At 40.3% G+C, this 18395-nt stretch carries 17 protein-coding genes and 1 other annotated feature; of the genes, 8 read left to right on the top strand and 9 right to left on the bottom strand.

From position 1 onward, the window contains the following. Positions 1 to 24 precede the first annotated feature (24 nt). Entirely contained in the window at positions 25 to 1302 is a 1278-nt protein-coding gene (locus tag V6W77_RS00085) for an HlyC/CorC family transporter (protein ID WP_025235236.1), read from the bottom strand. 118 nt (positions 1303 to 1420) lie between these two features. Next, the gene (locus V6W77_RS00080) at positions 1421 to 2215 is read right to left on the bottom strand and encodes a cytochrome C assembly family protein (protein ID WP_283386445.1); all 795 of its coding nucleotides are present in this window, start codon (positions 2213 to 2215) and stop codon (positions 1421 to 1423) included. Positions 2216 to 2432: 217 nt separating this feature from the next. On the opposite strand from V6W77_RS00080, the gene yceD reads away from it, so the two are divergent. The 3 genes from yceD to plsX are packed head-to-tail and all read left to right on the top strand — an operon-like array spanning position 2433 to position 4194. Next, positions 2433 to 2957 carry a 23S rRNA accumulation protein YceD gene (gene yceD, locus V6W77_RS00075; protein ID WP_025235234.1) on the top strand — a complete coding sequence of 175 codons (525 nt, stop codon included), beginning with the start codon at positions 2433 to 2435 and terminating at the stop codon, positions 2955 to 2957. Between the two features lie 16 nt (positions 2958 to 2973). After that, positions 2974 to 3144 carry a 50S ribosomal protein L32 gene (gene rpmF, locus V6W77_RS00070; RefSeq protein ID WP_005598552.1) on the top strand — a complete coding sequence of 57 codons (171 nt, stop codon included), beginning with the start codon at positions 2974 to 2976 and terminating at the stop codon, positions 3142 to 3144. Between the two features lie 18 nt (positions 3145 to 3162). Beyond that, positions 3163 to 4194 (top strand): phosphate acyltransferase PlsX, encoded by a 1032-nt coding sequence (gene plsX, locus V6W77_RS00065; RefSeq protein ID WP_334232335.1) that lies wholly within the window; start codon positions 3163 to 3165, stop codon positions 4192 to 4194. Between the two features lie 28 nt (positions 4195 to 4222). Here the strand turns inward: plsX and hisD are convergent, their stop codons facing one another. Together hisD and hisG are read right to left on the bottom strand one after the other, a co-directional pair. Then, complete coding sequence (gene hisD, locus V6W77_RS00060) at positions 4223 to 5506, bottom strand: histidinol dehydrogenase (RefSeq protein ID WP_334253426.1); 1284 nt, start codon at positions 5504 to 5506, stop codon at positions 4223 to 4225. Between the two features lie 102 nt (positions 5507 to 5608). Further along, entirely contained in the window at positions 5609 to 6508 is a 900-nt protein-coding gene (hisG, locus tag V6W77_RS00055; RefSeq protein WP_334253425.1) for an ATP phosphoribosyltransferase, read from the bottom strand. Positions 6509 to 6542: 34 nt separating this feature from the next. After that, positions 6543 to 6671: a sequence feature (His leader region), on the bottom strand. Positions 6672 to 6873: 202 nt separating this feature from the next. On the opposite strand from hisG, the gene V6W77_RS00050 reads away from it, so the two are divergent. Continuing rightward, a complete protein-coding gene (locus V6W77_RS00050) occupies positions 6874 to 7731 on the top strand; it encodes a phosphoribosylaminoimidazolesuccinocarboxamide synthase (protein WP_283386449.1) in 858 nt (285 codons plus the stop codon). A gap of 135 nt (positions 7732 to 7866) precedes the next feature. Here V6W77_RS00050 and ilvC read toward each other — a convergent pair whose 3' ends face one another. Continuing rightward, the gene (ilvC, locus tag V6W77_RS00045; protein WP_334253424.1) at positions 7867 to 9348 is read right to left on the bottom strand and encodes a ketol-acid reductoisomerase; all 1482 of its coding nucleotides are present in this window, start codon (positions 9346 to 9348) and stop codon (positions 7867 to 7869) included. A gap of 203 nt (positions 9349 to 9551) precedes the next feature. Here ilvC and V6W77_RS00040 point away from each other — a divergent pair, with 203 nt between their 5' ends. Further along, entirely contained in the window at positions 9552 to 10796 is a 1245-nt protein-coding gene (locus tag V6W77_RS00040) for a paraquat-inducible protein A (protein ID WP_334253423.1), read from the top strand. Positions 10797 to 10841: 45 nt separating this feature from the next. On the opposite strand, the gene yccS is transcribed toward V6W77_RS00040, so the two are convergent. Together yccS and V6W77_RS00030 are read right to left on the bottom strand one after the other, a co-directional pair. After that, the gene (gene yccS, locus V6W77_RS00035) at positions 10842 to 13049 is read right to left on the bottom strand and encodes a YccS family putative transporter (protein WP_334253422.1); all 2208 of its coding nucleotides are present in this window, start codon (positions 13047 to 13049) and stop codon (positions 10842 to 10844) included. A 117-nt stretch (positions 13050 to 13166) separates the two neighbouring features. Continuing rightward, positions 13167 to 13625, bottom strand: a complete 459-nt coding sequence (locus tag V6W77_RS00030; protein ID WP_334253421.1) for a methylglyoxal synthase — start codon at positions 13623 to 13625, stop codon at positions 13167 to 13169. A 125-nt stretch (positions 13626 to 13750) separates the two neighbouring features. On the opposite strand from V6W77_RS00030, the gene thrC reads away from it, so the two are divergent. From thrC to fabR, 3 genes are all read left to right on the top strand, one after another. Next, complete coding sequence (gene thrC, locus V6W77_RS00025) at positions 13751 to 15025, top strand: threonine synthase (RefSeq protein ID WP_334253420.1); 1275 nt, start codon at positions 13751 to 13753, stop codon at positions 15023 to 15025. 213 nt (positions 15026 to 15238) lie between these two features. Next, positions 15239 to 16123 carry a DNA-binding transcriptional regulator OxyR gene (gene oxyR, locus V6W77_RS00020; RefSeq protein ID WP_334253419.1) on the top strand — a complete coding sequence of 295 codons (885 nt, stop codon included), beginning with the start codon at positions 15239 to 15241 and terminating at the stop codon, positions 16121 to 16123. 1 nt (position 16124) lies between these two features. Then, positions 16125 to 16757: an HTH-type transcriptional repressor FabR gene (fabR, locus tag V6W77_RS00015; protein ID WP_334253418.1), complete on the top strand. Its 633-nt coding sequence runs from the start codon at positions 16125 to 16127 to the stop codon at positions 16755 to 16757. Positions 16758 to 16780: 23 nt separating this feature from the next. On the opposite strand, the gene V6W77_RS00010 is transcribed toward fabR, so the two are convergent. Together V6W77_RS00010 and V6W77_RS00005 are read right to left on the bottom strand one after the other, a co-directional pair. After that, a complete protein-coding gene (locus V6W77_RS00010) occupies positions 16781 to 17080 on the bottom strand; it encodes a DUF4298 domain-containing protein (RefSeq protein WP_334253417.1) in 300 nt (99 codons plus the stop codon). Between the two features lie 155 nt (positions 17081 to 17235). Continuing rightward, positions 17236 to 18395: YadA family autotransporter adhesin (locus V6W77_RS00005; protein ID WP_334253416.1), on the bottom strand; the 1160-nt coding region annotated here is incomplete at its 5' end.

Genomic DNA, 18395 nt, shown 5'->3' with positions numbered 1-18395 from the left:
GCTTAAACATTGGGTAAATTATTCTTATACCGAAGGTTGTTCTATTACTAAATGCTCGACTTTAGCTTGTTTAACCATATTGTCCGCCACCTCAAGAATAGTAACTTTTAAGTTATATAACTCAAATTCCATTCCTTCATCAGGAATTTTCTCTAAATGTTCTAGTAGCAAACCATTAAATGTTCGAGCTTCATCAATAGGTAAATCCCACGCAAATAGTTTATTCAAATCCCTTAAATTTGCCGACCCCTCAATAATCACTGTTCCATCTGACTGTTGTTGAACTTCTTGCTCAAGCGTCGGGGCTGATGAAGTGGTAAACTCGCCGACAATTTCCTCTAAAATATCTTCAAGGGTTACTAAGCCTTTAATATCACCATATTCATCAACCACTAAGCCTATTCTCTCTTTATTGGCTTTAAAGTTCATTAATTGCGTAGTTAATGGTGTGCCTTCTGGAATAAAATAAACTTCATCAACCGCACGCACTAACATCTCTTTGGTAAATTCGTTTTTTTCCAACATTAAACGAAATGCTTCACGCACACGCAAAATACCGAGAATATTATTATCCATATCACCTTTATAAATCAGTACGCGAGCGTGAGGGGCGTGATTGAGCTGACGCATAATTGCTTTCCAGTCATCATCAATATCAATGCCGCTGATATCATTACGAGGCACCATAATGTCATCAACTGTAACTTTTTCCATATCTAAAATAGAAACAAGCATTTCACGGTGCTCTGCCGGAATAAACTTACCCGACTCAAGCACTACACTACGCAGTTCTTCTGGGCTAAGATCTTGTTTATCTTTCTGCTGAATACGCAGTAATTTCAACAAACCTGCAATAATCAGATTCATTAAAAAGACGATCGGGCTTAGTAATTTCTTAAGGGGTGTTAATACAAAACTAACAATAAAGCCAACTTTTTCCGGGTAAGTCGCAGCAATAGTTTTAGGCAGAATTTCAGAGAAAACCAACATTACAAATGTAAGTAAACCGGTAGCAATCGCAACACCCTTTTCGCCGGAAAGTTGCATACCGATCATTGTAGCAATTGCAGAAGCAGCAATGTTTACAAGGTTATTACAGATTAAGATAAGACTGAGCAAAACATCCGTTCGTGCTAAGAGTTTTTCCGCTAATTTTGCCCCTTTATGTCCTTGCTCAGCAAGATGACGCATTTTATAACGGTTTAAAGACATCAAGCCCGTTTCCGAACCCGAGAAAAAAGCAGAGAGTACTAAAAGAATAGCTAAGGTAATAAATAAACTACTCAGGGGAATACTGTCCAAAATTGAATTCCTATATAAATTAATCATAAAGTGATCACAATTCGATGATTGTTATCACTCACTTCGCCTAAAAAGCCCGATTTGCAAAAAATCGGGCTTTTTTAACCGCTTGTAGCGATTAATGGACGATCAAACGGCTACCAAAATATCCGATTGTGAGCAACATCATACCCGAAATCGAATAAATAAGCACCCGTTTTCCTCGCCAATGTAATTTCCACTGACCTAATATTTGAACGTTATAAACAATCCAAGCCAAAAATGAGAAAATCGCTTTATGAATATGCTCCGGCTCAAAAAAGTTATGTAGATAAACCACGCCCGAAAATAGTGTGAGCGTAAGCATTGCCTGTGCTGCAAGCGTTAAGGTAAAGAAATGGCGTTCAACCGACATTAAGGGCGGAAGAATTGAGCAAAAGAACATTTTTTTGCTTTTGAGTTTGTGATCTAACCATTTTAACTGGAACGCATAAATTAAGGCGAGGAAAAATAATGCATAAGAGAACAGAGCAATACCTAAGTGGAAAATAAACCCTGCGTTTTCTTCTATATTGCGGATAAAACTCCCCTGCACAAAACTGGCTACCGCCACACTACAAATCGCAAAGGCATATACAACAAGAAGAGGAAACCAAGCCGTTTTCCATTTAAGCAACGCAAAGGTTACACAAATCGCCATAATGAAACTCATTAAAGAGATCACATTCGTTACCGTAAAATTCTGCCCTTCTATTAACCATAATTGGTTGTATAACACGGCACAATGCAAAAGAATAGCTAATAAACCAAACCCAAAAACAAGAGTTATATTCGGCTTTTTATTTTCTGTTGCACTTTCCAAATTCACTAAGGTGGGAGCCACCCAAAGCAACGTTAAGGCATAAGCTACAATAGCTAAAATAGGAAGTAACATATTTTCTCGAATCTCGTCAAATAATAATAACTTTCAGAATTTTAATCAAAAGTCGCCTTTTTAGCTAGTTTTTGCGATAGCTAGATGAAAAATTATCCCTAAATACCATAGCTTTTTATGTTAAGTCAAAAAATCCTCTCAATTTCAGCTAATATTCTGCATCAAAAAATAATTTTCCTTTGACTAATTTGCTTTCTATCTGTAATATGCACACCCTATGCAAAAGGTAAAACTACCCCTTACGATTGACCCATATAAAGATGCTCAGCGTCGAGTGGATTATGAAGGCTACATTTCAGGTGAACTTCTAAAACGCTTGGGTGAATCTGTATGTAATGTGCTAAGTGATGCACAAGTTACACTTTCGTTATATGTCGATCCGCAACGTTTAACTGTGATTAAAGGCACAGCTAAAATTGAGGTGGAGTTTGATTGCCAACGATGTGATAACCCGTTTACACACACGCTAGACTGTTCATTTTGTTTCAGTCCGGTGTCTAACATGGATCAGGCGGACATCTTGCCCGAAATTTATGAACCTATCGAAGTAAACGAGTTCGGTGAAGTAAATTTACTAGATATGATTGAAGATGAATTTATTCTTGAATTACCTCTAGTCCCGATGCATAGTGAAGAACACTGTGAAGTGTCCGTGAGTGAACGTGTGTTTGGTGAATTGCCTGAAGAACTGGCAAGCAAACCAAATCCGTTCGCAGTATTAGCTAATTTAAAGAAAAACTAGATCTAGGAGAAAGCCCGTGGCTGTTCAACAAAATAAGAAATCTCGTTCACGTCGTGATATGCGTCGTTCACACGATGCATTAACAACTGCAGCAGTTTCAGTAGATAAAACAACTGGTGAAACTCACTTACGCCACCACGTAACTGCAGACGGTTACTATCGTGGTCGTAAAGTAATCAACAAGTAATTCCTTTCGAGGTATATCTTGGGTGATATCACTCTTGCAGTAGATGTGATGGGCGGGGACTTCGGTCCCCGTGTTACTATTCCTGCTCTGGCAAAAGCCTTATCACAACATTCAAATCTCTCATTTTTATTATTTGGCAATGAAAGCCAAATTACCTCGTTATTAGAAAAATACTCTCTACTAAATTCTCCTAAAATCCAACTTCATCATACCGAACAAGTTATTGATGCAGATATCCCCTTTTCTAAAGCAATCCGCCAAAGTAAAAATAGCTCTATGCGTTTAGCACTTGAAGCTGTTAAAGAAGGAAAGGCTCAAGGTTGCGTAAGTGGTGGAAATACAGGGGCATTAATGGGATTAGCAAAGCTACTGATTGAACCGTTACCCAATATTGAACGTCCTGCTCTTACCTCACTCATTCCTACAATGAATGGGAAATCAACAGTAATGCTAGATTTAGGGGCAAATATTGAAGTAAGCGATTGCCAACTACAACAATTTGCAGAAATGGGCAATTTATTTGCACAAGTAATGCTAGGGTTAGTTTACCCTCGCATTTCTTTGTTAAATATCGGCACAGAAGAAAACAAAGGTACTGCACAAATTCAAGCTGTTCATCAGCAACTAAAAAACAGGCAAGATTTAAACTACATCGGTTTCATTGAAAGTGATAAATTAACCAGCTACTTAACCGATGTAATTATTTGTGATGGCTACACAGGCAATATCGCTCTAAAAGCATTGGAAGGTGCAGCAAAGAATATTATTTCGCTATTTAAAAAAGAGAAAGCCGATTCTAACATTTGCCGCAACACCAAACGCTACTTGCTTAAATTGATTTTCTATCGCTACTACCGCAAATTGCAAGAAATCAATCCTGATCGCCATAATGGAGCAACCTTGCTCGGTTTATCAAAAGTGATTGTCAAAAGCCACGGCGGAGCAAATGCTAATGCCTTTAGCTATGCGATTGATTATGCAGTTCAGCAAATTGAAAACGATATTCCAAACAAGATCCTGCAAAGATTGCATCAACTCGATAAAAAATAAGCGAACCAAAAGTTCGCTTATTTTGATCTTAACCTTTTAATTTAGCCACACGCAAGCTCACTGCATTTTTGTGTGCTTGCAATAACTCGGCACTAGCCATTTGTTCTACAGTTTCCGCTAAGGCTAAAAAGCCTTCAGGGGTCAGCTCTTGTACCGTCATTCGCTTGCTGAAATCCGCTAAGCCTAAGCTTGAATAGGTTTTGGTGTAACCATAAGTCGGCAGCACGTGGTTAGTTCCGCTGGCATAATCGCCCATAGATTCCGGCGAGTAAGCCCCCAAGAAAATCGAGCCGGCATTATCTAAATCCGCCAAAAGTGAGCGGGCATTTTCTGTTTGCACAATTAAATGCTCAGGTGCATATTTATTGCTAATTTCGACCGCTTGTTGCAGGTTTTCAGCAATAAACGTACGGCTATGAGCCAACGCCTTGCGAGCCGTTTCGCCACGAGGTAAAACGGCAACTTGTTTTTCTAATTCCTCATCCACCGCTTTAGCCAATTTTTCACTCGGGGTTACTAAAATCACTTGTGAATCTGCACCGTGTTCTGCTTGGGAAAGCAAGTCGCTCGCCACAAAAGCCGGATCAGCGAACTCATCGGCAATCACCAACACTTCACTTGGTCCTGCCGGCATATCAATTGCCGTTCCTTCTTGAACCACTTGACGTTTAGCTTCTGTTACAAAACTATTACCCGGTCCGAAAATTTTATCCACTTTCTGTACCGTTTCCGTGCCATTTGCCATTGCAATAATGGCTTGAGCCCCACCTACTGCATAAATGGTTTCCACCCCACAAAGGTTTGCGGTATAAAGAATTTCATCAGCAATCGGTGGAGGCGAACAAAGCACGATTTTCTTACAGCCTGCAATTTTTGCCGGAATGGCAAGCATTAAAACCGTTGAAAAAAGTGGTGCCGAGCCGCCCGGAATATAAAGCCCCACTCGATTGATCGGACGAGTAATCACTTGGCAACGCACACCGGCTTGGGTTTCAATATCCACTTCTTGATTTTGCTGTGCCTTGTGAAACGCCTCAATATTTGCCTTTGCATTTTGAATCGCTTTTTTAAGCTCAGGCGAAATACGGCTTTCTGCTTGCTGAATTTTCTCTTTCGATACAATAAGGCTATCTAGTTTGACTTTATCAAATTTTTCGCTTAGCTCGAATAAGGCTTTATCGCCATTTTCTAATACATTTTGCTTAATTTCCTCAACGGCTGTTTTGATACTATCGCCAATCACCTGTGCCGGACGGGCAAGATTTTGTTCTTGCTCACACTCGCTGAGATTATTCCAAATTAGGGTTTGCATATTTAATCCTTATTTTGCCTAGTACAGTAAAGCCGTACTAGGTTACTCATATTGTTTTTTTGGTTACTTTCTTTGCACAAGCAAAGAAAGTAACATAAAATCCTACGCCAACATTTTCTCAATAGGCAAGACAAGCACAGAACTTGCCCCCATCTCTTTAAGTTGTTCCATTGTTTCCCAGAACAAGTTTTCTTGGCTTACAACGTGCATTGCCACTCGGGTTTGATCATTGGCAAGAGGCAGAATTGTTGGGTTTTCTACCCCCGGTAATAAAGCCGTGATTTGTTCCAATTTGTCTTTCGGGGCGTGTAACATAATGTATTTAGATTCGCTTGCTTGCTGCACACCTTGAATACGGGTAAGTAATCTATCCACTAAAGCCTGTTTTTCGACAGAAAGTGGCTCTTTACGCTGAATTAAACAAGCGGTTGAGCGGTAAATCACTTCCACCTCTTTTAAACCGTTGGCTTCTAATGTTGCACCTGAAGAAACCAAATCGCAAATTGCGGTGGCGATGCCGGCACTTGGGGCAACTTCCACCGAGCCGGTCAAGAGAATGCTTTTAAACGGTACGCCTTGCTCTTTCATATAACGTTTTAACAAATTTGGGTAGGAAGTGGCAATTACGGCATCGGTTAAATCTTGAACGCTGCTATAGTTGCGATCACGATCGAGTGCTAACGATAAACGGCAGCCGCCAAAATCAAGCTGGCGGAGTTTTTTATATTCCACTTTCTCGCCTGCTGTTAGTCTCCCAAGTTCTTCTTCCTCCAACACGTTTTCGCCAATAATGCCGAGATCGACCACACCATCAAACACTAAGCCCGGAATATCGTCATCACGCACACGCAAAATTTCAATCGGCATATTTTCCGAATAGGCAATCAAGCGTTGGTCATTCCAAATAATTTTTACCCCGCACTGTTTGAGTAATTCGCTACACTCTTGGCTTAAACGCCCTTTTTTCTGCATTGCGATGCGTAAACGATTTTGTGTTGTCATTGTTGTTTCCTTCTTGTTTTTGAATTTTGAATATAAAGAAAAACCCTCTCGAAACGGCTTCCGAGAGGGTTAAATTTAGTTTGCGTTTATGCGTACTCGGAAGTTCTTATCTTCCGCACACACCAAATGCCCGAAAGATTATTCAGGGAAATGATGATGGTGATGGTTACGCATAAATGTCATTGTTCTGTTTTCCAAAAATTGAATTGGTTTAAAAGATACTCTGAAAATTGATAAATCACAAGCATTTTTTCTACAAAAATCGGCTTATTTTTCACGAAAGGGAAGAATTTATCGCAAACGTTTGCGTAAAGCGGTATAATTTTTCCAATTTTTTGCAAATCAAACTAGATAGGAATTTTAAAATGCAAATCAGCTTAAAAAAAATCTATTCAGGCAAGGTACGGGACCTTTACGAAATTGATGACAAAAGAATGTTAATGGTGGCAACCGACCGCTTATCGGCATTTGATGTGATTTTAGATGATCCGATTCCACGCAAAGGTGAGATCCTGACCCAAATTTCTAATTTCTGGTTTAACAAATTGGCACACATTATGCCAAACCACTTCACAGGCGATAGCGTATTTGATGTGTTGCCAAAAGAAGAAGCTGAAGCGATCCAATACCGTGCGGTAGTGTGCAAACGCTTAACGCCGGTGAAAATCGAATCCATCGTGCGTGGATATTTAACCGGCTCAGGCTTAAAAGATTACAAACAAACCGGCACGATCTGCGGCTTAAAATTAGCGGAAGGTTTAGTGGAGGCGAGCAAATTGCCAGAGCCGATCTTCACTCCATCAAGCAAAGCCGAAGTGGGCGATCACGACATCAACATCAGCTACGAAGAATGCGAACGCCAAATCGGTGTAGAACTTGCCGCCAAAGTGCGTGATGCTGCTCTCAAACTTTACACCGAGGCAGCAGAATATGCCCTCACCAAAGGCATTATTATCTGCGACACCAAATTTGAATTCGGCTTAGATGAAAATGGCACGCTAACCTTAATGGACGAAGTATTAACACCGGATTCCAGCCGTTTTTGGTCAGTTGATACCTACCAAGAAGGCACAAACCCACCGTCCTTCGACAAACAATTCGTACGTGATTGGTTGGAAAACAGCGGTTGGAACAAACAAGCTCCGGCACCGAAAGTACCTACCGATGTGATTGAAAAAACCGTGGCAAAATACCAAGAAGCGTTGGATTTATTAACAAAATAAAGCTCGCAAGCGGTTAAATTCAGTCAATTTTTTGCAAACAAAAAGCCTGTAAGGAATACTTACAGGCTTTTGTTGTATAACCAAACTATCTAGCCAAGGGGCAAATTGCAATTTGCCCCTACACACATCATCAAATTAACCTTGTGATGAAATACGTTTCATATCTGTCATATAACCACGTAATTCTTGACCGATTAGCTCGATTGGGTGGTTACGGATAGCATCGTTCACATCACGTAAGTAAACGTTGTCGATTTCAACCGCTGGGGTTGGTTCGCCTAAGTCGCCTTTTTCTAAGTTCGGGATAATTTCTTTCGCAAGAATTGGTGTCGCAACGTGAGAGAATAAGTAGTTGCCGTATTCTGCCGTGTCTGAAATAACCACGTTCATTTCGTATAAACGTTTACGAGCGATAGTGTTAGCAATTAACGGTAATTCGTGTAGAGACTCGTAGTACGCTGATTCTTCATAGATACCTGCTGAAACCATTGTGTCGAACGCTAATTCCACGCCAGCTTTCACCATAGCCACCATTAATACACCATTGTCAAAATATTCTTGCTCAGAAATTTTGATACCGTCAGCTTGTGGTGCGTTTTCGAAAGCGGTTTTGCCGGTTTCTTCACGCCATTTGAATAGGTTCGCATCACCGTTTGCCCAGTCTGCCATCATTGTTGATGAGAACTCTCCGCTGATGATGTCGTCCATATGTTTTTCAAATAAGAATGCTAATTTCTCTTTGATTTGCTCAGAAAGCTCGAACGCACGTAATTTTGCACTGTTAGATAAACGATCCATCATTAAGGTGATACCGCCTTGTTTTAACGCTTCGGTGATAGTTTCCCAACCGAATTGGATCAATTTACCTGCGTAAGCCGGATCTTTACCCTCTGCCACTAATTTGTCGTAGCACACGATTGAGCCTGCTTGTAACATACCGCAAAGAATAGTTTGCTCACCCATTAAGTCAGATTTTACTTCTGCCACGAATGAAGATTCTAACACGCCGGCACGGTCGCCACCGGTTGCACTTGCCCACGCTTTAGCAATCGCTAAACCTTCGCCTTTCGGGTCGTTTTCAGGGTGAACTGCGATTAAGGTTGGCACGCCGAAACCACGTTTGTACTCTTCACGCACTTCTGTACCCGGACATTTTGGTGCAGTCATCACAACAGTGATATCCGGACGAATTTGCTCGCCTTCTTCCACGATGTTGAAACCGTGTGAGTAACCGAATGCTGCACCGTGTTTCATTAACGGCATTACATCCGCAACCACTTTAGAGTGTTGTTTGTCCGGGGTTAAATTGATCACTAAATCCGCTTCAGGGATTAATTGCTCGTAAGTGCCTACTACGAAACCGTTTTCTGATGCACGTTTGAATGAAGCACGTTTTTCCGCAATCGCTTCTGCACGTAATGCGTAAGCGATATCTAAACCTGAATCACGCATATTTAAACCTTGGTTTAAACCTTGAGCACCACAGCCTACGATCACCACTTTTTTGCCTTTTAAGAAATTGCAGCCGTCTGCAAATTCGTTACGATCCATAAAGCGGCAACGACCTAATTGGTCTAATTTTTGACGTAAATTTAATGTGTTGAAATAGTTAGACATTGTTTGATCCTTATAGTGAGTCAATGAATGATATTTAATGTGATTATACACAGAAGCATTGTTGCGTAAATTGAAAATATCAATATTTAATATTGCAAAATATGCAACTAACTGTCGTTTGAAAATCTTTTTGAAAACTTAACCGCTTGCAATCTCTGTTATAAAGTAGAAAATAACCACTTAAATTAATAGAAGATAAACAAATGAAGATAAAAAGTATCATTCTACAAACTTGCCTTGAATGTGGGCAAAATGTACGGGTTCCTTTGAGCGAAAAAGGGGACTTCCTCTGCCCTGTTTGCAATAATGTCATACGAAAAGGCAATACTTGGAGCTTACGCCGTAGTGCATTTTTAGCATTAGCCATTTTAATTTTGCTCCCCTTCGCACTTGGCTTTCCACTACTCAGCATTGATTTACTCGGCATAAAAATTAATGCCACCGTATGGGACGGTATTTGGAAAATGGCAACCACAGGCTACCCTTACACCGCATTTATGGTTCTCGTGTGTGCAGTCATTATGCCTGTCTCCTTTGTTTTGCTGATTTTAACTATTCATATCCAGCGGATGATCCACCAACGCCCACGTTATACACTAATATTCCTCACTAAAATTAAAGAGTGGGTAATGCTTGATGTTTATCTGGTTGCTCTCGCCGTTGCAGCATTTAAAATTCGAGACTATGCCAATTTAGAATTTGATATTAATTTAATTGCATTTGTGCTCGTGGTGGTACTAAACACATTACTTTTTATCAAAACAGAGCCCAAACAGGCGTGGGAGCGATTTTACCCTGAATATCACTCGCTACCTTTCGATCACGCGAGCCACCCAACGCTCTGCCCGACTTGTGAATACTGTTTTGATGAAACGATTTTAGATTTGAAAGGAAGACAACGCTGCCCTCGTTGCGAGAGCAATTTATCGATTGCCGATAATATTAAAATTCAGCGTGTCTGGGCGTGTTTAATTGCCGGAACGATAATGATGATCCCCGCCAATATTTTCCCCATTTCAATTACTGAAATGGCGGGAAAAGTTTCCGCAGATTCATTGATGTCTGGGGTGCTCTTGTTTATAGAAATGGGTAGCTACACTGTTGCAGCTATTGTATTTATTGCAAGCATTGCCGTACCTGTAAGCAAAATTACGATTATTTTTTACCTGTTACTTGCTATTCACTACAAATGGAAACACCCTATTCACATACAGATGAAATTACTGCACTACGTTCACTTTGTTGGACGTTGGTCGATGCTTGATTTATTTGTACTTTCACTAATGATGTCGCTACTCGAACGCGGACAAATTCTTAGCTTCTCGGTAGGCGAAGCGGCATTCTATTTTGGTGCAGCAGTTTTTTTAACAATGTTTGCTTCCGCCAATTTAGATGCCAGAATGTTGTGGAAGATTCATTATGATAATGAGAAAATAAAGCACAATTAATCTATTTTATTATACTCCCCTCTCCTTGCGGGAGAGGGAATTTCCTCAATCTACTTTTTCCACTCCACTTAATTTTTCCATTTTCAACAAACTCTGCAACTGCGGCAATAATTGGGTTATTAGCCGCAATTGCTGAATCAAAATCAAGGCTAATTCGTCTTGTTTTTGCTGATGTTCTTGCTCAAATTGAGCGAGATCTTGGTCAATAGCGGTCAATTTTTCCGATAATTTTGCAAATGAACGACTGTCATCTGCAATTTTATCGATAATATTCGCGACTTCTCGTCCGTGTGAAAAAAATATTGCGGAAAAATCGACTTGTCGATTAATTTCACGGCTGGCAATGCGGTAAGCTCCTAAGGTTGAAATATAGCCAAGCAAGGTATAGCCGATACCTAACAATTTCGGAGCAAAGGCTAAATCATTTGCGTATTTCTGCGGCTCACTATACATACTAGTAATCGTATTGCTGAGTGCAGATAAATGGTTGTGTACATCACGGCGGGCTATGCGATAAGGTAGTTGCTCGTTATAACCAAATTGGAGTTGAGCAATAATGTGCCGTAAATAATTTCCGCTGGCTTTTAGGCTATTATGTAAATTACTTTGCAAATTGAGATATTTCCAGTCCGGCCATAAAAATGTTACGGCTAACCACGCAATAGCTGTGCCAAGTAGCGTATCGAAAATTCGCATTAATGTGCTACTTTCTATACTTACGCCTGCAATATCAAGGCTTATCATCACTAATACGGTAATGTAAAAAGTCGAAAAGCCGTAATGTACCAAACGGAAAAAGGTATAGAGCGAACCGGTCAGTACAATAATACCAAGTTGAGCTTCAAGACTAAGCGTTACATTAAACAATTCAAACATTCCACCAACGATTACGCCGAAAATCGTGCCAATCACACGGTGAATTAAGCGGGTTTTCGTTGCGGTATAATTGGGCTGACAGACAAAAACCGCCGTCAATAAAATCCAATAACCTTTGTTATCAAAACCTAAAAGTGGCACTATTGCACTACATAAAAGTACCACAATCGAAAGGCGAACGGCGTGGCGAAATAGTTGTGATTCAAAGGTTAAATGCCCTTTAATTGCTTGGATAATATTGCCAAAACCCGTAATATTTTCGGCTATCAAGCGGTTAGATTTTGTGAAATTTTTACTAAGTGGCTCAATATGCTCTGAACGGCTTGCCCCTTGTTCGATTTGAGCTAATTGGCATTCAATATTGGCTAAATTCTCAGCAACCGATTCCCATCGGTAAGTGCTTTTTAACCCTCTTTCTTGATGATAAACCAACGAGTTGAGTAACCCTTGCAATGCTTTCCCACCACGCTCACTGTGTTCATATCTTTCTCGATGACGTAATGCCACTGCAATTTTTTGACACGCAACCGCTTGAAGTTCCATTACTCGCTGGAAGCGAAACATTAAATCGCTATTACTTAATTGTTGGAACAGTTCGTGATACTGATAATGACTGGAACTCGCCCGTTCTAAAATATCTTGAGCCGTAAAATAGTAGCGTAACATTCGTTGCGTACGTTGCTGTTTGTGCTGTCGTCTTAAACGATAAAATAATGATACTCGCGTTTTATCAAATGCTACCATTACTTCACTGTTCGCTTTGGCAAGTGCCAGTTGTTTTGCGTTTAAATCGTCATCATCAGGGTCAAAATAGGCGGATTTTGCCAGCAAATAGTGGCTTAAGGCAAGGTAAGCAGAAGCTAAATTCTCCTGTACCGTTCGATTCGGGAAAACTAAATATACTAAAATCCCGACCAATCCATATAACAATGTGCCGAGTAGAATCATCACGACATTGTTATACCACAGTACTTCGGGGGTATAAGTTAAGCTGTTATAGATAGCCACAATCAACGTACCGAAAGCAATAGTGCTGTAACGTTGTCCAACTGCTCCGAGCATTACTAGAAGAAAAGTACAAACCATCAGGACCGGCACGAACAACCAGCCTAAATATAAAGAGACGCTTGCCCCAATGGAGGAAAGTGAAAATGCCACTAGGCTGATGATTAGATTTTTTGCTCGTCCGATAAGACTATTATCTAAATCAACCAAACCACCTGCGATAATGCCTAACATCAGCGGCATCGCAAAATGCGAAATACCAAGCTGCCAAATGCTTACTGCGGCAATATTGAGCGAAATAAACATCGGCAAGGTTTTAATCACACTTTCCGAGAGCCAACTGTTTTGCAGTTTTTTTAAATACTTATTCATCTTTTTATTTGTAAATTTTTACTAACAAACGCTTGCGTTTGAATGTTGGCTTTGCCAACGGCTCCGAAGGAGCGAGCGTAGCGAGTAAAAATGACCGCTTGTAATTAATACCAAATGTTACCCTAAACGCTCCGCCAAATAGCCATCGTAATCCGGCACAATCGCTTCAACCTCTTGATTAAATAAATCTGCATTTAACAAGAAATTAGCTGACGTTTCATTAATAGCAACAGGAATATTCCACACCGTTGCAATTCGCATAAGGGCTTTCACATCAGGATCGTGCGGAGCAGCATTCATCGGATCCCAAAAGAAAATCAGCATATCAATTTTCTTTTCTGCAATCAGCCCACCTAATTGTTGATCACCACCCATTGGTCCACTCATTAATGCTGTTATTTCAAGCTCGGTTTCTCTCGCAAGCAAATGTCCTGTTGTACCTGTGGCGTAGAGTTTATGGGAAGCAAGTTGCGATTTATGGGTTTGTGTCCAGCGGATTAAGTCATTCTTACAGCTGTCGTGAGCAACCAACGCAATTTGTTTTTGTTTTGCGATTGTTCGAACGATGGTTTTCATTTTTATCTCCTTTGCAAAATTTTTGCTAAATCATACCGCTTATTTTTCGCTTTTGCATTGACTAATCATTGCTTATGGCTAAAATCAATTAAAAATATCTATTTTAAAATAAAGGATCTCCCTAAATGAATTTATACAACATCAAACACCCTGAAGAACAAGTGAATTTTGCCCAAGCGGTACGTCAGGGCTTAGGCAAAAATCAAGGATTATTTTTCCCCGAAGTCTTACCTAAATTAGATAATATTGATGAATTATTAGATTTACCTTTAGTTGAACGTAGCCAAAGAATTCTTTCTGCATTAATCGGCGAAGAATTACCGCAAGAAACCTTAAATACAATGGTAAAAAATGCGTTCACTTTCCCTGCACCGCTTGCCAAAGTCAATGATGATATTTATGCGTTAGAACTGTTCCACGGTCCGACCTTAGCATTCAAAGATTTCGGCGGTCGCTTTATGGCTCAGGCATTAGCAAATGTGCGTGGCGATGGCAAAATCACAATTTTAACCGCGACTTCCGGCGATACAGGTGCAGCAGTGGCTCACGCTTTCTATGGTTTAGAAAATATCAATGTGGTGATTTTGTATCCGAAAGGTAAAATCAGTCCGTTACAAGAAAAATTATTCTGCACCTTAGGCGGAAACATTCGTACTGTGGCGATTGAATCAGACTTTGATGCTTGCCAAGCCTTAGTTAAACAAGCCTTTGACGATGCAGAACTTCGCCAAGCCATCGGTTTGAACTCGGCGAACTCCATCAATATCAGCCGCTTACTGGCTCAAGTCTGCTACTACTTTGAAGCAGTGGCACAACTGCCAAAAGAGAAACGTGATAATGTAGTAGTTTCAGTACCAAGTGGTAACTTCGGTAACTTAACCGCCGGCTTAATTGCAAAATCAATGGGCTTACCAATTAAACGTTTTGTTGCTTCAACCAATGTAAACGACACCGTTCCACGCTATTTAAAATCAGGCAAATGGGAGCCAAATGCAACGGTCGCAACCCTGTCAAATGCAATGGACGTAAGCCGCCCGAATAACTGGTCTCGTGTTGAAGAATTATTTAAACGCAACGGTTGGAGCTTGTCAGACTTAGGCTCTGCGGCATTAAATGATGAAGAAACCGAAGCCGCATTAAAAGCTCAATATGCAGAAGGCTATTTATGCGAACCACACGGTGCAATTGCATACCAAAGTTTAAAAGACCAACTACAAGCAGGCGAAACAGGCATTTTCTTATGTACCGCCCACCCGGCAAAATTTAAAGAATCGGTTGAGCGTATTTTAGAGATTGAATTGCCACTTCCGGAAGCATTAGATAAACACAACAAATTACCGTTGTTATCTGATGAAATGCCAGCAGATTTTGCCACATTGCGTGCTTATTTATTAAAATAAATCTCATCTCAATGGGGCGGTAAGCCCCATTTTCTTTTATTGAAAAAATTTTTTCCTCTTTATTAATTTATTTAACCGAATTAAATCTTAAAAATTTATCGTTAAATCCTATCAAGTAAAAAGTTATGTTGTAAAATACGAAGCATTATGCGTGCAAATATGGCATAATTTACCTATCGGATTAATAGGAAAATATCAAATTGGAGAAATAAATTGAACATTCGAGATTTAGAATACCTAATTGCCCTTGCAGACTATAAACATTTTCGCCGTGCTGCGGAATCTTGTAATGTCAGCCAGCCGACTTTGAGTGGACAGATCCGTAAATTAGAAGATGAGCTAGGCACAATTCTACTTGAACGAACCAGCCGCAAAGTGCTTTTCACGCAAGCGGGCTTAACCCTCGTAGAGCAAGCCAAAGTCGTATTGCGAGAAGTTAAAATTCTAAAAGAAATGGCAAGCAATCAAGGGAAAGAGATGTCCGGTCCGCTCCATATTGGGGTAATTCCAACGCTTGGACCTTACCTTTCTCCAATTATTATTCCTGCATTGAAAAAAGATTTTGCCGATTTAGACCTTTATCTTTATGAGCTGCAAACCAATCAGCTATTGGATCAACTTGAGGCAGGCCAGCTTGATTGTGGAATCATTTCATTTGTAAAAGAGAGTGAGCCTTTCATTGAAGTACCGATTTTTAATGAAGAAATGTATCTCGTTGTACCGGAAAATCACGAATGGGCTAAATTGGATAAATTAGATATCAGCTTATTAAAAAATAAAGAGCTACTTTTCCTTGATGGTGGTCATTGCTTACGCACTCACACATTAGATTACTGCTTATCTATTGGTGCAAAAGAAAATCCGCATTTCAAAGCAACTAATTTAGAAACCCTACGCAATATGGTAGCGGCAAATGTAGGTATGGCTCTCATTCCTAAGCTGGCAGCAAAACCAATGGAAGGCATTCGCTATATTTCGTTTGATGCTCCGAAGCCGTTCCGTGCAGTCGGTATGGTTTACCGACCGGGTTCGCCACTCCGTGTACGCTATGAGCGGTTAGCTCAAGCAATTACACAAATTGTTAAAACTGAGGTTTAAAATGGCAAATGTGGTGAGCGTACGTGCCATTCAAAAAGAAAAAACGCGTAGAGCGTTACTTGAAGCTGCCTTTAACCAATTAAGTCCGGAAAAAAGCTTCTCCAACCTAAGCTTGCGAGAAGCTGCCCGTGAGGCTGGAGTTGCTCCAACCTCATTTTATCGCCATTTTAAAGATATGGATGAGCTTGGCTTGGCAATGGTTGATGAATCCGGCTTATTGCTTCGTCAATTAATGAGACAGGCTCGGAAACGCATTGCCAACGGTGGCAGTGTAGTCATTGTATCGGTTGAAACTTTCTTTGAACTGATTTCCGACAGACCTAACGTATTCCGATTGCTACTGCGAGAAAGTTCAGGCACATCACAAGCTTTTAGAACTGCCGCCTCACGAGAAATTCAGCATTTTGTAGCAGAGCTTGCCGATTACATTATGGGAAAAGACAACCACAGCGACCGAGATCTCGCCTATATTCAGGCAGAAGGGCTGGTTACTTTAGTCTTTACCGCTGGCTCTCACGCCCTTGATATGAACAACCAAGAGCGAGAAAAACTTAAACAACGAGTGATTATGCAACTTAGAATGCTCATTCGTGGTTCTTCTTATTACGCCAACAAACAAACCTCTCAAAGCTAAAAATAGACGCCTTTGCGTCTATTTTACTCTTTTGTAATATGTGCGGTGGATAATTTTAACCATTCTAATGCTAATCGGTGTTGATCCGATAACGCATTCCACAACGCATCTTCCGATAACACACTATAATTGCCTTTTGTATCAAGCTCTTCATCAAAATTATCGTGCAACTCACGCCATTTTGGATCAGAATAAAATTGGCTTAATGGATCTAAAAGCTCAATGGATTTCTTCCACTGCTCAATACCTTTTTCCAATTCAGGCAATAACTCCACCCATTCATTATAGCGATCTTGCATTTTTTGAATTTCTTCTTTTCTCATACATTCCCCCTTATTACAAGCGGTTGAATTTGTAAATTTTTTTGCAATGCTGACATAATAGCAAAATTTTAGAAGAATTTAACCGCTTGTAACCTATCACATTACAAATAAAAATCCCCTTCCGAAGAAGGGGATTTGAACACATTATAGATTAATTACCACTGGTAACCAACACCTACAGAGCCACCTAAATCTCCACGAGTATTTGCATTACCTTGTAATTTCAAGATAACTTTACCGTTATCGCTTGAGCGAGAGTAACCGACTGCAAGAGCATTTTCACCTTTAAAGGTACCAGCCGCCGCTGCAACCATTGATTTACCCGGAATGTAAACTTGTGGTAAACCTGCTGCTGCGTTCGCACCTGCAATACCGGCACGTAAATCACGGTTGTTACGGTTGATCTTATTATCAAGATTGTTTACCGCACCTTTTAATTGGCTTACGTTTACTGCATCAGTATTTTTCACACCTGCAGCTACATTGGTAATACGGGTTGGAGCATTGTTGTTACCACCAATGTTCAACTCATTTACACCATCTTCAGCTACTTTCGAGCTAAGTTTAGTGCCACCAACTTTCACGCTATTAAACTCTGGATTATCTGATACTGCAACGTTAATGTTTCTACCAGAACCGCTGATTTCAACGTTACGTCCTGCATTAACTTTAACTTGGCTACCTGCTTTAACCTTGTTATCCACCGGTTTATAAGTGTTTTGGGTTGCTGCATTTGCAGTTGCTTTATCAGTTTCAGAGTTCACACTCCAGCTTACTTCGTTTACTGCTTTAGCAACAGTATTTGCATTAACGTAGTGAGCACCTGTACCATTCGGATCTTGAACGTTAATCGTACCCTCTTCAGCCACAGTTAAGTCAGTATTGTTCACATTAACCTTGATTTCGCCGGCTTTATCGCTAGTAACTGTTGTACCGTTACCATTTACGATATTGATAGAACCGTCTTGATCAGTACCAATGTTGTTACCGTTTACTTTGGTGTAGTTGTTTAACTGTTTACCGTTAATTACATCTGTGCTTACTGGGCTAATATCACCATCTGCAACGTTAGTAATCTTATCTCCACCCATATCTAAGCCGTTATCACCTGATGTTAATGTAGAGCTTTTCGCTGGATCAGTCGCATCACCTACAATAACTTTATTTGAAGTTACTGAGTTGAATTGTACATCATCTTTAGTCGCGTAAGTTACTTTACCATTCGCTTCTTGCTTAACAGTTAAGTTTTTACCTGCAATCATTTCAACGCTATCACCTGGATTGATTAGCTCATCATCACCAGATAATTTCTCGC

The organism is Mannheimia indoligenes (genome assembly GCF_036880405.1).
Lineage (GTDB): Bacteria > Pseudomonadota > Gammaproteobacteria > Enterobacterales > Pasteurellaceae > Mannheimia > Mannheimia indoligenes.
Note: the sequence above shows the minus strand (reverse complement) of the source record. Positions and strands in the feature narration are given on the sequence as shown.

Bases quoted from the DNA above. Each gene is read 5' to 3' on its own strand.
- V6W77_RS00080 (WP_283386445.1), bottom strand. From the start codon at position 2,215: ATGTTACTTCCTATTTTAGCTATTGTAGCTTATGCCTTAACGTTGCTT.
- yceD (WP_025235234.1), top strand. From the start codon at position 2,433: ATGCAAAAGGTAAAACTACCCCTTACGATTGACCCATATAAAGATGCT.
- hisD (WP_334253426.1), bottom strand. From the start codon at position 5,506: ATGCAAACCCTAATTTGGAATAATCTCAGCGAGTGTGAGCAAGAACAA.
- hisG (WP_334253425.1), bottom strand. From the start codon at position 6,508: ATGACAACACAAAATCGTTTACGCATCGCAATGCAGAAAAAAGGGCGT.
- V6W77_RS00050 (WP_283386449.1), top strand. From the start codon at position 6,874: ATGCAAATCAGCTTAAAAAAAATCTATTCAGGCAAGGTACGGGACCTT.
- ilvC (WP_334253424.1), bottom strand. From the start codon at position 9,348: ATGTCTAACTATTTCAACACATTAAATTTACGTCAAAAATTAGACCAA.
- V6W77_RS00040 (WP_334253423.1), top strand. From the start codon at position 9,552: ATGAAGATAAAAAGTATCATTCTACAAACTTGCCTTGAATGTGGGCAA.
- yccS (WP_334253422.1), bottom strand. From the start codon at position 13,049: ATGAATAAGTATTTAAAAAAACTGCAAAACAGTTGGCTCTCGGAAAGT.
- V6W77_RS00030 (WP_334253421.1), bottom strand. From the start codon at position 13,625: ATGAAAACCATCGTTCGAACAATCGCAAAACAAAAACAAATTGCGTTG.
- thrC (WP_334253420.1), top strand. From the start codon at position 13,751: ATGAATTTATACAACATCAAACACCCTGAAGAACAAGTGAATTTTGCC.
- fabR (WP_334253418.1), top strand. From the start codon at position 16,125: ATGGCAAATGTGGTGAGCGTACGTGCCATTCAAAAAGAAAAAACGCGT.
- V6W77_RS00010 (WP_334253417.1), bottom strand. From the start codon at position 17,080: ATGAGAAAAGAAGAAATTCAAAAAATGCAAGATCGCTATAATGAATGG.